Origin of the sequence: Microcoleus sp. AT8-A3, from assembly GCF_036705675.1 — a bacterium.
In the GTDB taxonomy this organism is placed as follows: Bacteria; Cyanobacteriota; Cyanobacteriia; order Cyanobacteriales; family Microcoleaceae; genus Microcoleus.
The window spans coordinates 61992-75336 of the sequence record NZ_JAUBVD010000031.1; the positions used below are offsets into that span (position 1 = coordinate 61992).

The window sequence follows — 13345 nt, forward strand, 5'->3', positions numbered from 1 at the left end:
GGAAGCGAGATTTCTCTCCCCCTTAGTAAGGGGGGGTAAGGGGGGGGTTAGAGCAGTGCGAACTAAACTTAAATCTAAAGTTCCGCCGCCAAAATCAACTACTAAAACTAGAGAACCGGGGCGTTGTACTGCATATCCCAGGGCGGCGGCTGTGGATTCATCTATTACCTGAACTTCCGCAACTCCCAAACTTTCTCCTAAGTCGCGAAACCAATCTAGATATCGCTCAAATGCTCCGACTGGTACTGTAAAGATTACTTTTTCTGCCTGTATATTTTGTAAATATAATTGTTTCCAAATACTTGTGATAAACTGTTCGGCTACTGATTCGGATGTGTAGGTTTCGCCGTCGATATTACGGGGTGGGGGCTGAAAGTCAGCGGCTAAATTGCGTTTAAAAGCTTTGAAAAAACGGTCTGGTTGGGATTGCCCCAAACGCTGCGATCGCACTTTTTCTCCCAGCACCAACTCTTCGGCATTTTTCACAAATACTAAAGTCGGCACTACAGAGATTTCTCGAACATCTCCGCCCGAATTATTCGTTTTAAAAATGCGGGACATCTCGCCCAATCTCAAAGTTTCTGGTGTTTGCGTATCCGGGTTAAGAATGCAGACAACCGTGTTGCTGGTACCGAAGTCAATGGCAACTGTAGTCATGGTGATTTTAGATTTTAGATTTTAGATTTTAGATTTTAGATTTTAGATTTTAGATTTTATTTTTCATTGGCAAGTGTAGTCATAGTGATTTTAGATTTTAGATTTAATTTTTCATTCCCGCTGGAAGGGTACGACTAACTTTAGCAGGAGTAAGAATTTGCTCTCCCTCCCGATAGCCGACAAACCGAATATAAACTAATTCTCCTTCGGTTATATCCTCAACATCCGGCTGGTGCAACTGCGGATTGTAAGCAGTTTGTTCCCAAGCAGAACCGATTGTTTGAAAATCCCAGCTTGATAACAGGTTTTCTAAGGGAGTAAACAAAGCTGAGAGATTTTTGGCTGGCATATCCGGCTTGGCTTCAGCCATTTTGCGGGCGGCGGGATAGTTGGTTAACAAAGTTTGCAACTGTTCAAAGGTAGCGCGGCGGAAATCGGCAGTTAGTTGAGCTTTTTGCTGCTGCAATTCTTCTCGCAGCCGGAAACACTGCTGCCTCAATTCTTCAATTTCGCTGGGATTATTTGTGATTGTAGCCGACATTGGCAGCGCGCTCAAAGTGCGATCGAACTCTTGAAAATTCAAATTCAGCACTGTTGCCAACCGTCTCAGTTGGTCTAGCGTGAGTTTTCCTACGTCTCCCTGCCGCACTAAGCGCACCCCAAAGCGACTTAAGCCTGCTTTTTCGCCTAAGTCTTGCCAATCGAGAATGTCTAGCTGATTCATGCGTTCCCGCAGAATTGTATCGTACTTAAACTCGATCGTATCTCCCGCCTCAGATGCAGCATAAACGTAGACTAAAATTAGAAAAATGCCCCCGATAGCTAGCGCGAAGCTGAAGGCAGGCACTGTTGTTACATCAACTGTGGCACCGAGGATCTCAAACATCTTTAACTCTTCTAAACTTGTTTTAAAGTCTGGGTTTGTTCAACGACCAAATTTTCTTCGCCTTCGTAGTATTCTGGCAGCAAGTCTTGAGATTCTACTTTTCCGAGGGCTTTTTCAATTCCGGCGGTGGTTTCGGTGCAACTCGAACCGGTGGCGTTGAGGACGGTTTCGGTAATTTTGCCGTCTTTGCCGATGCGGTATTCTATTTGGCGGTATTCTGCCATAATTCTGCCTCTTGGTTTAATGCTTGAGTGTTGACTGCTTAGTGTTGAGTTATATTATAGATTCTATTTACCAATTATTCTAATGAATTTTTGTAGCGACAATGCAACCGGGGTTTCGCCGGAGATTATGGCTGCGATTGCAGCGGCTAATTGCGGTGCTGTGATGTCTTACGGAGATGATGAATATACACAGCGTTTGCAAGTTAAATTTTCGGATTTGTTCGAGACATCGGTGACTGTTTTTCCTGTAGCAACCGGTTCTGCTGCTAATGCTCTAGCCCTGGCGGTTGTTACTCCTCCTTACGGCGCTGTTTACTGTCACGGGGCATCTCATATTAATGTAGATGAATGCGGCGCGCCGGAGTTTTTTACAGGCGGTGCCAAGTTAGTTACAGTAACAGGAAATCATGGTAAAATAGAGGCAGAGACTTTAGGAAAAATGCTCGATCGCGCTGGTGCAGGTGTCGTCCACCACGTACAGCCTGCAGCCGTCAGCATCACTCAAGCAACGGAAGCCGGCACAGTCTACAATCCAGCAGAAATTTCCCACATTTCGGAAGTAGTTCGCGATCGCAATTTGCACCTGCACATGGATGGATCTCGCTTTGCCAATGCTGTCGCCAGTCTTGGCTGTTCTCCTGCTGATGTCACTTGGCGCGCCGGTGTGGATATTCTCTCGTTTGGAGCGACAAAAAACGGCGCAATGGCTGCGGAAGCTGTGGTTTTTTTTAATCGAGAATTAGCAAAGACTTTCCCTTTTTACCGCAAGCGCAGCGGGCATCTTTTCTCGAAAATGCGGTTTTTGTCTGCACAGTTGGAAGCGTATATAACGGATGATTTGTGGCTGAAGAATGCGGCTCATGCAAATAATATGGCCGCCAAATTAGCCCAAGGTTTGGCGGGAGTTGAGGGAGCGAATTTTTGCCATCGGGTTGAAGCAAACGAGATTTTTATTCAACTTCCCGAATCGGTAATTACAGCGGTTTTAGCTGAGGGTTTTCTGTTTTATCGGTGGGATGAATGTACTGTTAGACTGGTAACGGCTTTTAATACTTTGGAAGCGGATGTTATTGCTTTCGTGGAAGCGGTTAAACGACATCAATGATTAAAATGTAGGGGCGGGTTTTACGAATAATATCGGCCAGCTATGAACAATCTAAGAAACCCGCCCCCACCTAACAAATAATCCACATCAACCTTGATTTATATTAAATGCAAAAATAGGCGCGGGGATTTCTCGTTGGGTGGGGGCGGGTTTGAGAGATTGTTTGTTATTTACAATTATTGTTGGTGAACCCGCCCCTACATTTTTAATGCGAAAAATAGGCGCGGCATTTCTCGTTGGGTGGGGGCGGGTTTGAGAGATTGTTTGTTATTTACAATTATTGTTGGTGAACCCGCCCCTACATTTTTAATGCGAAAAATAGGCGCGGCATTTCTCGTTGGGTGGGGGCGGGTTTGAGAGATTTTTGGTTATTTACAATTATTGTTTGTGAAACCCGCCCTACAATTTAATAGGTTCAGGAATAGGTTCTGCAACTGCGGCTAGTTCTGGTTCAGATTCTTCGAGGTGTGCTTCTAAAAGCGCCAGATTTCTCATGTTTGATTTATAAAAAGCATCGAAGATATCTCCGACTAAAGGTACGGAACCAACTACGGCTTCTAGACCGATATTGTAAACCATTTTCCCTAGAGTTTTTTGGGGAATATTGAATCGAGTTGCTAAATAAATTAGGTAGGCGGAAAACGCGGTATCTACGATATCCCCAGCACCCGGAACTAAACCGATAATGGGGTCTAAACCAATGCGAAATTTAGTGCCGGGGATGCCAATGGCGGTATCCATCAAGCGGCTGAGTTTGCGGATGCGGTTGAGGGTGGCGAGACGCTCTATGTTGTTCATATTATTATTCTTGAACTAGCTGGAAAATTTGAAATCTGTCGGAAGACGGAAAAAACCATCTAGAAACCGCTCATTTTCCATCTTCGCTAATATGCTGAATTCCCCATTCGTGCATGGCATTAATAATCGGTTTGAGACTTTCGCCCAAAGGCGTTAGCGAATATTCAACTTTTGGCGGCACTTGCAGGTAAATTTCCCGGTGCACGATCCCGTCTGATTCCATTTCCCGCAGTTGCTGCGTCAGCATCTTCTGAGTAATGCCGTTGACAGCTCGTTGCAGCTCGTTAAAGCGCTTCACTCCTGGAAACAACTCCCGCAGAATCAAGACTTTCCAGCGCCCGCCTATCACCTCTAGAGTGCGTTCTACAGGGCAATTTGCTCGATCGACTTTTACTTCTTGGACTTGCATAGTATCCTTTTGGTAACTACCCTACTTTTAAGTGCGTACTTCCCATAATAGCTTGACTCGGTTTAAAGTAGAAACATCGCAGAAATCAAACAAACTAAACCAATAAATATATTCCTGCATCTGGCATCAATCAAAAAGGAGAACACGATGAGCCAACCTGTGATTGCTGATAACAAACCCGCCGTTATGGAACTTGAACCCGGTACTTACTACTGGTGCACCTGCGGTCAAGCTAAGAATCAGCCTTTTTGTGACGGTTCCCATAAAGGTAGCGAATTTGTGCCGCTAGCTTTTGAAGTAACTGAGAAAAAAACTGTGGCGATGTGCAACTGCAAGTCTACCGCAAATTCTCCATTTTGCGACGGCGCTCATAGCAAACTTTAAAGGCAGCAATAATCAAGGAGAAACCAATCGTGCATCAACCGCTTTTGGTTTCATTTGACAACTAAATAGGACTTAGGCATCAATACCAAAGAAACCCGGTTTTTCACCGATATTAAAGCTGCGATGCACTACTATCCTAAAAGAAACCGGTTTCTACGTCCAGGGCTGCTAAACAAACACCACAATTTTCATGATTTTTAAATTAGGAGGAGAAGATGATTACCGTTAGAAAAAGTGAAGCAAGAGGACACGCTAATCATGGTTGGCTGGACAGTTACCACACATTTTCTTTTGCCGGCTATTACGATCCAAATTATATGAATTTTCGCTCTTTGCGGGTAATTAATGAGGATGTCGTTAGCCCCGGCAGAGGTTTCGGCACTCACGGACACAGCGACATGGAAATCATTACTTATGTATTAGAAGGAGCCTTAGAACACAAGGATAGTTTGGGTACTGGTGCAGTGATTAAACCCGGTGAAGTGCAGCGGATGAGTGCAGGTACGGGTATCCAGCACAGCGAGTTCAATAACTCGCAAACAGACCCGGTTCATTTGCTGCAAATCTGGCTGTTACCCGATACAAAAGGCTTGCAGCCGAGTTACGAGCAGCGCGAATTTCCCCTAGCAGAAAGGCACGGAAAACTGCGGTTAGTGGCGGCGCGAGATGCCAGAGATGGTGCTGTGAAAGTGCATCAAGATGTGGATTTGTATGCGGCTGTTTTGGATAAAGATTCGCGGGTTTCTCATGCTTTGCAGCCGAATCGCCATGCTTGGGTGCAAGTTGCTCGCGGCTCGGTTTTGCTGAACGGTTTGACTTTGGAAAATGGCGACGCTGCGGCGGTTAGTGGCGAGTCTGAGTTGGCGATTGAAGCGGCGGAAGATGCGGAATTTTTGCTGTTTGATTTAGCATAAAATTGAATGCGAAATCCCCGAATTATCCAAGAATTCGGGGATTTAATTCCCTAGCATCTGACACATCAAATGGATTTCAAGAATTAACAGAAATATTCTTTTTAGGTCGCCCGCCTTTTTTACCATTTTGCCTTGCTGCTGCTGATTTAGAGCTTGAAGTTGCCTGTCCTCCCTTTCTACCTAATTCAGCCATCCAAGATTTTGTCCCAAAAATACCTGCGATAAGTTCGGGAATACCAAAATCAACATCTAAGCTTTCCCAGTGGACGCTGCTACCGGAAGGAGGTAGCCAAACATCAGCAAGTTGTTCTGGTGAAGCACCTTCTAAGCCTTGTGCCAGCTTTGGCGGAAAAGAAAAAATAGCACCGTTTTTTAGTTTGATCGCAATTAAATCTTCCGACTGATTGTAATGCACGGATTCGGCGCGGGGTTCTGTCGCCTCGGCTTGTTTCCATGCTTCTTTGGCTTTGGCTATTTGCTCTCGGAGATTTTCCTCGGTTAATTCTTTGTCCCAGTTTTTAAATGCCATGTATTTCCTCCCATTTACTTAACAGCATTTCTTGATTGGTCGCTATAAGTTTAAGTGCATTCACGATGTCTTTATTCTTTATTAGATCGTGAGCATAAACTAAAGTAGGAGGTGCTTCCTCACTGCCAATATTAATCTTGAGTTCCATCTGGTTAGCGTCATTTTTTCTACCTTTAAAGACGTGGACATGAGCGGGGATATGGTCGTTAGTATATATGTAAACAAATAAATTGTTCTTGATGTCTTCTATAACTTTGGGCATAATTTTATCGTTAATTTTAAAAAATTTTATATATATTACATATAATAACCCAAGCGTTTGGTTTTGTCAAGTGCAGATGCCTTAGTATTGATATTTTGCACCTGCGGTTACAGTCCGCAAGGGACTTAAGTCCCTTGCTCAAAGCTGAAGTCCTCTCAAGAGGACTGAAGAAGTTTATGTTAAGTTGAAAAAAAAAATGAATTACAGCAGAACAATTCCGGCTATTTTGAGTGCTACGATCGCCCTGAGTTCGATCGCCCTCATCCCACTCACATCACCTCAAATCGCCCTCGCATTAACCGCCGACAAAGTTAAAACCGTTGCCCAACAAATTACTGTTCGCATCCAGGGGCCAAAAGGCGGTTCAGGAGTAATTTTAGAGAAGCAGGGCAGCACATACTATATTCTCACAAACTGGCACGTTGTCGATAAAGCTGGCGATTACGAGGTCGTAACTCCCGACGGCAAAGCTCACTCTGTATCATACAGCCTCGTGCGGCGAATGCCCGGTGCGGATTTGGCGATCGTCCCCTTCAGCAGCACTCAAAGCTACCCCCTGGCTCAATTAGCTAATTCCGCAGCAACTAAGGGAAACAAGGCTTATGTGGCGGGCTGGCCGATATCCGGCGGTTCTCTGAGACAGCCGATTTTCCTCGCCACGGAAGGCCAGCTTACCGGCCGCCAAACTCCCTGGAACGGCTATACTTTGGTCTACAACAACTTAGTGAGAGCGGGCATGAGTGGGGGGCCGGTGCTCGATGACGCGGGGCGAGTTGTCGCAATTAACGGCATTGTTAGGTTAGAGGAAAACTCCGATAAAATCGTGGCGGCGGGGATAGAAATTAATACTTTCATGAAATGGCGATCGACTATTTCCCTGCCAGTAGTTCCCCAATCTCCTACTGCCGGAAACCCGAAAACTCCGGCGAATAATGCGCCCCGCACGCCCGCAAGTGCGATCGCCTTTGCTGCCACAAATACCCTCAAAGGGCCTTCGGAAGTTGTCAGTTCCCTTGCCCTAGCTTCAGCTTATTTTACTACAGGAAATAGCAACGGCACAATCTCTGTTTGGAATTTTCCCAGCGGGCAATTAAAAACTACCCTGCAAGGACACACGGAAGCCGTAAACGCACTGGCTGCGAGTGCGGATGGCAAGGTGTTAGCTAGCGGCAGTGACGACAAAACTGTGAAAATTTGGAATTTAGAAACGGGCGCGGTTGTACGCACTTTAAGCGGACATTCCAATGCTGTTTCGAGCGTTGCCGTTAGTCCTGATGGTCAATTTGTAGCCAGCGGTAGTTGGGACAAAACGATTAAGATTTGGAATGGGAAAACGGGGGAGTTGCTGCGGACTTTGAGTGGGCATTCTGGGTTGGTGAATGCTGTTGCAATCAGTCCTGACAACAAAACTTTAGCTAGTGGCGGTAAAGACGGTTCAATTAGGTTGTGGAATTTAGTTACAGGTCAAGCAATTCGCACGATTAGCGGCAAAAACTTGGCTGTTTTGTCGCTAGCTTTTACTCCCGACGGCAAAAGTTTAGCTGCGGGAAACAGCAATGGCACTGTTGGGTTGTGGAATGCGGTCAACGGGCTGTTAATTCGGCGTTTGAGCGGGCATACTGACGGGGTTTGGTCGGTGGCTTTTAGTCGGGATGGCACTACGCTGGTTACTGGGAGTTGGGATAAGAGTGTGAGACTTTGGGATGTGCGATCGGGGGATTTGAGAGGTAATTTGAGCGGGCATTCTGGCTATGTTAGTGCTGTGGCTATTAGCAGCGATGGGAAGACTATTGTTAGTGCGGGTTGGTTGGGGGAAATTAAGATTTGGAAAAGGAGTTGAGATTTTTTTTATTTAACCGCAGAGGGCGCAGAGGGCGCAGAGGAAGAGTAGAGAGAACAGGGTTTGCATTTGATTGAGTGGTGTTATACGATCGAGATATTTGGGATAAAAAAATGAGTGGACTAAAGACTAAATTGCCAACTGATATCTGGGTGGTAGCGACATGGGAAGAATTCATCGCGATGGCAGATGACCCAGCTTACAGTAAAGCCAAATGCTATTACCGCAACGGACAAATGAGGATTGAAACTATGTCAGTAGGGCCTGATCATTCACGAGATAATGCGATCGCACTTTTCGCAATTAACCTATTTTGTACTATCAAAGGTATTTCTCTTAACGGATTGGATAACTGTAGCTACCGGAAAACAGGAGTGCGAGAGTGTCAACCGGATGTATCATACTATATTGGAGAAAGAGCGCAATTAGCACCGAGGGGAAGTTCGATCGCAAGTCTTGACGTTACCCCACCGCCAGATTTGGTCATAGAAGTTGCTGACTCAACTTTGGCTGATGATATTGGTGAAAAACGGTTGCTTTACGAAGAGTTAAAAGTTGCTGAATATTGGGTAGTAGACGTGCAGAAATCTCAAATTATTGCCTTTGCTATTATTGCTGATAATGGCAGTCGGCGGCTTGTGCGATCGGAAGTTTTGCCGGGATTAACTATTGCTGTGTTGGAAGAGGCTTTGCGGCGGAGTCGCACTGAAGATCAAGCACAGGTAGGGGCTTGGTTGTTGGCTCAATTTCAGCAGCAGTAATCCAAATAGAAAGCGATCGCCCTCTCTGCAAAAAAGCGCGATTGTCCAACCTACTCGATCTTAACTCCCCAAGCTACACTACTAAATCTTCGATCGAGAATTTCAATAAGTCGCACAGGGCTTTCATCTGTGCTGGGTATAGCTTGGGGACGTGTCTGTCGGTTTCCCAGTTGATTACTGTGGATTCCACCACATTACACGCTCTTGCCACTTGTATTCGAGTCAAACCTAGACTTTCACGTCTTTCTCTTAGCTTTTGCCCCAGCGTCATTATCTATCCCGTACTTAGTTCAGTTGATTCTATTTATTCAGTTGACTATATGTAGTTGGTGTCCTAACCTAGAGATAGACACAAAGTCTAACAAAAGTCAAAAGCCAGTCCCCGCCCTAGACAAGCATTGAACTGGCTTTGGCTCCAACACTGAATGGAGACAAACTTAATTATGCCCTACAAACAGCGCCTTAACAGGTGGTTGGTTGTTCGCCTGCTTCCCAATATGCAGCGAATCACTGTGGCCCACTTTTTCAGGCATTCCGATGCTGACGGCTATCTGCGGATCGTCCGGCAGTTAATCCCCAAGGCTCAATTTGTGATTGTTTTTAATGCCGATATCAACCTAGAAACAGCGCCTAACAACATCGAAGGCAGCTAGTTGAGGGTTTGGTTAGGCACAGAACCTACTGGTAGGGTGCGTCGGTTGGTAGGGATTCGATGTACATCGGCTAATCATTTCCCCGCGCCGCACCCTACTACCTAGCATTTTGCTTCAACTAGACAGCAGGAGTCCCGCGCTCTACCGCAGGGCGTGAGCGTCGGAAGGAATGCGCGTGAGTGAAGAGATCCACCCCTGACCAAAACCGACAATCTTTAGATGTTGGAAGGGAAGGGGTGGTCGAAGAACGAACAGATTCCTGATCCTGCCCCGTCGCCAACAAAACCCGCCTATTGGAGCGAGGTAGTCACTCGGTCGGGTATGATAGTGCGCGGTTTTACTGCCTACCAGCTCGATAAAATGCACTACGGCGATTCCCTACGGGATAGGTACGGTAGGACATGGTGGAAAGAAGTGATCGATAAGGGTAACGAGAATTTACGGCCACTAGGTTCCCGTGCAAACACAGTGTGGTGTCGGTAAGGACAAAACTTGAAAATGAATTATTTTACTCAACCCGTTAGCGCTGCTAGAGGTAACGGGTTTTTTGCTTAAATCCAAAATCCAAAATCTAAAATAGCAATTAACATAAAACCCAGTTTTGTTCTGAGGCACGCTTGCTTAATCGCAAATACCGCTAACGGGTCGGTAGAAGATTGATAGAAGAGCTCGCTTGTAAGTGACTACTGGATAAGGGACACTGGGACAGGTGAACAGGCAAAAACAAGGCCCAAAAAGCCTCTAAAATGGCTGTTTTGCTAGAGTGTTGATAGAAATCAGGTACTTAGAGGCTGAAAGTATTGGAAAATGATTGAAGTAGATGAGTTAAGCAAAACTTACGGTTCGACCGCAGCGATCGCGGACGTGTCCTTCTCGGTCGAATCAGGAGAAATTCTCGGTTTTTTGGGGCCAAACGGCGCTGGTAAAACCACAACCATGCGGATTTTGTCGGGATATTTGCCGGCATCCAGCGGTACGGCCCGCATCGCCGGCATGGATGTTCACGAAAACTCGATGGCAGTCAGACAGCGCATCGGTTATCTGCCGGAAAACCCGCCACTGTATCCAGAAATGACTGTGGAAGGGTTTCTGTTTTTTGTCGCCCGGATTAAGCAAGTGCCTGCGGGCGATCGCGCGCGACGAGTTACCTCCGCGATCGAACGCTGCGGCCTGGTTGATAAACGCAAAGTTTTAATCCGCAAACTTTCTAAAGGATTTCGCCAGCGCGTCGGTATCGCGCAGGCGATCGTCCACGATCCACCGGTCATTATCTTAGACGAACCAACCGTCGGCCTCGACCCCCGACAAATCATCGAAGTCCGCAATTTAATCAAAAGTCTTGGCGGCCAGCACACAATCATCCTTTCCACGCACATTCTGCCGGAAGTCAGCATGACTTGCAACCGCGTCACCATCATCAATCGCGGTAAAATCGTCGCTGCGGGTAGTCCCGAAAATTTGATGGGAGAGTTGGCTGTCGGAGAGGGTTACGAACTCGAAGTGGAAGGGGAGGCGGATTTGGTAAACAGTCTGCTGTTGCCTTCTTTGGAAAATGTGCCGGGAGTTCGATCGGTGGAATTGATTCCAAGCCAGCAATATTTAGTGAATCGCTACCGCCTGCGGGCATTGTGCGAATCGGAAAGAGAACCCGGACGAGAAATTGCTACAGCTATCGTCGCCTCTGGATTTGGACTGTGCGAAATGCGTCGCTCTCGCGCTACTCTCGAAGATGTCTTTTTAAGGCTGACAGCGGCTGAAAAGAAACCAGAAGAAAATCTGGTTCACAGCGAACCGGAGGTCGATCAAAATCTGCAACAAGCAGCAGAAATTCAAAACTCGATCGCCGATTCTCATCAATCTGAATCGCAACCGACGATCATCCCGGACAATCTGCCCGTTTCAAATAAACCAGAGTCTCTCTATGATTCTCATTCAGCATCGGAACCAGTTGCAGAAGCTGAAGAGTTACTTTCTGATTCTCATTCCGCATCGGAACCGGTTGCAGAAACCGTAGAGCCGATAGAACTTTCTCCACCAGAATTAGAATCAGTTGCAGAAACCGTAGAGCCGATAGAACTTTCTCCACCAGAATTAGAATCAGTTGCAGAAACCGTAGAGCTGATAGAACTTTCTCCACCAGAATTAGAATCAGTTGCAGAAACCGCAGAGTTGATTGAACATCCTCAACCAGAATCTGAACCAGTTGCAGAAACCGTAGATTTGAGTGAAGCGAAGCATCACCGTTTGGGTGTCACAGAAACCCGAGGATCTTACTCGCTACAGATATCTAAACAAGCAAGCAGGATGCTCACTTTTGTAAAAAATGTTTTTTATAAAAGTGAGAAACTCCCGATAGAACCTTCTCCACCAGCACCAGTTGTCGAAAATCTAGAAGTTTCAGAAACCGTAGAGTCGATCGAGCATCATGAACCAGAACCGATAGTCGAAAATCTGCCCGTTGTTTCAGAAACAGTAGAGTCGATCGAGCATCATGAACCAGAATCCGAACCAGTTGTCGAAACCGTAGAGTCGATCGAGCATCATGAACCAGAACCGGTTGTCGAAAATCTGCAAGTTGTAGAAACCGTAGAGTCGATCCAACCTTCTCAACCAGAACCGATAGTCGAAAATCTACTTATTGTAGAAACCGTAGAGTCGATCCAACCTTCTCAACCAGAACCGGTTGTCGAAAATCTGCAAGTTGTAGAAACCGTAGAGTCGATCGAGCATCATGAACCAGAACCGGTTGTCGAAAATCTGCAAGTTGTAGAAACCGTAGAGTCGATCCAACCTTCTCAACCAGAACCGGTTGTCGAAAATCTACTTATTGTAGAAACCGTAGAGTCGATCGAGCATTCTCAACCAGAACCGATAGTCGAAAATCTGCAAGTTGTAGAAACCGTAGAGTTGATCGAGCATCATGAACCAGAATCCGAACCAGTTGTCGAAACCGTAGAGTCGATAGAGCATCATGAACCAGAACCGATAGTCGAAAATCTGCAAGTTGTAGAAACAGTAGAGTCGATCGAGCATCCTCAACCAGAACCGGTTGTCGAAAATCTGCAAGTTGTAGAAACCGTAGAGTCGATCGAGCATCCTCAACCAGAACCGGTTGTCGAAAATCTGCAAGTTGTAGAAACCGTAGAGTCGATCGAGCATCCTCAACCAGAACCGGTTGTCGAAAATCTACTTATTGTAGAAACCGTAGAGTCGATCGAGCATCATGAACCAGAATCCGAACCAGTTGTAGAAACCGTAGAGTCGAGGCAACCTTCTCAACCAGAACCGATAGTCGAAAATCTGCAAGTTGTAGAAACCGTAGAGTCGATCGAGCATCCTCAACCAGAACCGGTTGTCGAAAATCTACTTATTGTAGAAACCGTAGAGTCGAGCCAACCTTCTCAACCAGAACCGGTTGTCGAAAATCTACTTATTGTAGAAACCGTAGAGTCGAGCCAACCTTCTCAACCAGAATCCCAAGCAGTTGCAGAAACACCAGAGGAAATAAGCGATTTAGAACCAGAAATGCAACCAGTGGCAGATTTTCTGGAAATTGTAGAAAAACAAGAGTCGATCGAACTTTCTCAGTCAGAACCGATAGTCGAAAATCTACTCATTGTAGAAACAGTAGAGTCGATCGAGCTTTCTCAGCCAGAATCAGAACCGATTTTAGATGCACCAAAGTCGATCGAGCTTTCTCAGCCAGAACCTGAACCGATTGTAGATGCACCAAAGTCGATCGAGCTTTCTCAGCCAGAATCAGAACCGATTGTAGATGCACCAAAGTCGATCGAACTTTCTCAGCCAGAATCAGAACCGATTGTAGATGCACCAAAGTCGATCGAACTTTCTCAGCCAGAATCAGAACCGATTGTAGATGCACCAAAGTCGATCGAACTTTCTCAGCCAGAATCAGAACCGAT

15 protein-coding genes are annotated in these 13345 nt (G+C 46.0%); 7 read left to right on the forward strand and 8 right to left on the reverse strand.

Features of this window, described 5'->3' with window-relative positions; translation table 11 throughout:
• The 3 genes from QUB51_RS18485 to QUB51_RS18495 all read right to left on the reverse strand — a co-directional run.
• Positions 1-657 (reverse strand): Hsp70 family protein (locus QUB51_RS18485; protein WP_333262651.1); only part of this gene is annotated, 657 nt, incomplete at its 3' end.
• Positions 658-760: 103 nt separating this feature from the next.
• On the reverse strand, positions 761-1543 hold the full coding sequence (locus QUB51_RS18490; RefSeq protein WP_333052744.1) for an XRE family transcriptional regulator: 783 nt from the start codon (positions 1541-1543) through the stop codon (positions 761-763).
• 11 nt (positions 1544-1554) lie between these two features.
• Positions 1555-1767 carry a DUF2997 domain-containing protein gene (locus tag QUB51_RS18495; protein WP_333129970.1) on the reverse strand — a complete coding sequence of 71 codons (213 nt, stop codon included), beginning with the start codon at positions 1765-1767 and terminating at the stop codon, positions 1555-1557.
• An 82-nt stretch (positions 1768-1849) separates the two neighbouring features.
• Here QUB51_RS18495 and QUB51_RS18500 point away from each other — a divergent pair, with 82 nt between their 5' ends.
• Entirely contained in the window at positions 1850-2872 is a 1023-nt protein-coding gene (locus tag QUB51_RS18500; RefSeq protein WP_333262655.1) for a beta-eliminating lyase-related protein, read from the forward strand.
• Between the two features lie 399 nt (positions 2873-3271).
• Here the strand turns inward: QUB51_RS18500 and QUB51_RS18505 are convergent, their stop codons facing one another.
• Complete coding sequence (locus QUB51_RS18505; RefSeq protein WP_333052741.1) at positions 3272-3670, reverse strand: DUF4112 domain-containing protein; 399 nt, start codon at positions 3668-3670, stop codon at positions 3272-3274.
• A gap of 70 nt (positions 3671-3740) precedes the next feature.
• Positions 3741-4079 (reverse strand): winged helix-turn-helix transcriptional regulator, encoded by a 339-nt coding sequence (locus tag QUB51_RS18510; protein WP_015177415.1) that lies wholly within the window; start codon positions 4077-4079, stop codon positions 3741-3743.
• Between the two features lie 147 nt (positions 4080-4226).
• Between QUB51_RS18510 and QUB51_RS18515 the strand changes: the two genes are divergently transcribed.
• Entirely contained in the window at positions 4227-4463 is a 237-nt protein-coding gene (locus QUB51_RS18515) for a CDGSH iron-sulfur domain-containing protein (protein WP_333052739.1), read from the forward strand.
• A 215-nt stretch (positions 4464-4678) separates the two neighbouring features.
• Positions 4679-5377 carry a pirin family protein gene (locus QUB51_RS18520; protein WP_333052738.1) on the forward strand — a complete coding sequence of 233 codons (699 nt, stop codon included), beginning with the start codon at positions 4679-4681 and terminating at the stop codon, positions 5375-5377.
• Positions 5378-5453: 76 nt separating this feature from the next.
• Here QUB51_RS18520 and QUB51_RS18525 read toward each other — a convergent pair whose 3' ends face one another.
• Both QUB51_RS18525 and QUB51_RS18530 read right to left on the reverse strand, forming a co-directional pair.
• Entirely contained in the window at positions 5454-5906 is a 453-nt protein-coding gene (locus QUB51_RS18525; protein WP_333052737.1) for a DUF2442 domain-containing protein, read from the reverse strand.
• Positions 5896-6168: a DUF4160 domain-containing protein gene (locus QUB51_RS18530; protein ID WP_333052736.1), complete on the reverse strand. Its 273-nt coding sequence runs from the start codon at positions 6166-6168 to the stop codon at positions 5896-5898. The genes QUB51_RS18525 and QUB51_RS18530 overlap by 11 nt, the downstream gene beginning before the upstream one ends.
• A gap of 196 nt (positions 6169-6364) precedes the next feature.
• Here QUB51_RS18530 and QUB51_RS18535 point away from each other — a divergent pair, with 196 nt between their 5' ends.
• Positions 6365-8008, forward strand: a complete 1644-nt coding sequence (locus QUB51_RS18535) for a WD40 domain-containing protein (protein ID WP_333233835.1) — start codon at positions 6365-6367, stop codon at positions 8006-8008.
• A 113-nt stretch (positions 8009-8121) separates the two neighbouring features.
• Positions 8122-8769, forward strand: a complete 648-nt coding sequence (locus tag QUB51_RS18540; RefSeq protein ID WP_333210529.1) for a Uma2 family endonuclease — start codon at positions 8122-8124, stop codon at positions 8767-8769.
• Between the two features lie 73 nt (positions 8770-8842).
• Here the strand turns inward: QUB51_RS18540 and QUB51_RS18545 are convergent, their stop codons facing one another.
• Complete coding sequence (locus QUB51_RS18545; protein WP_332970604.1) at positions 8843-9040, reverse strand: helix-turn-helix transcriptional regulator; 198 nt, start codon at positions 9038-9040, stop codon at positions 8843-8845.
• Positions 9041-9212: 172 nt separating this feature from the next.
• Between QUB51_RS18545 and QUB51_RS18550 the strand changes: the two genes are divergently transcribed.
• Positions 9213-9422, forward strand: a complete 210-nt coding sequence (locus tag QUB51_RS18550) for a hypothetical protein (protein WP_332999805.1) — start codon at positions 9213-9215, stop codon at positions 9420-9422.
• Between the two features lie 807 nt (positions 9423-10229).
• On the forward strand, positions 10230-13345 hold a 3116-nt coding region (locus QUB51_RS30440; RefSeq protein WP_445299848.1), incomplete at its 3' end, for an ATP-binding cassette domain-containing protein.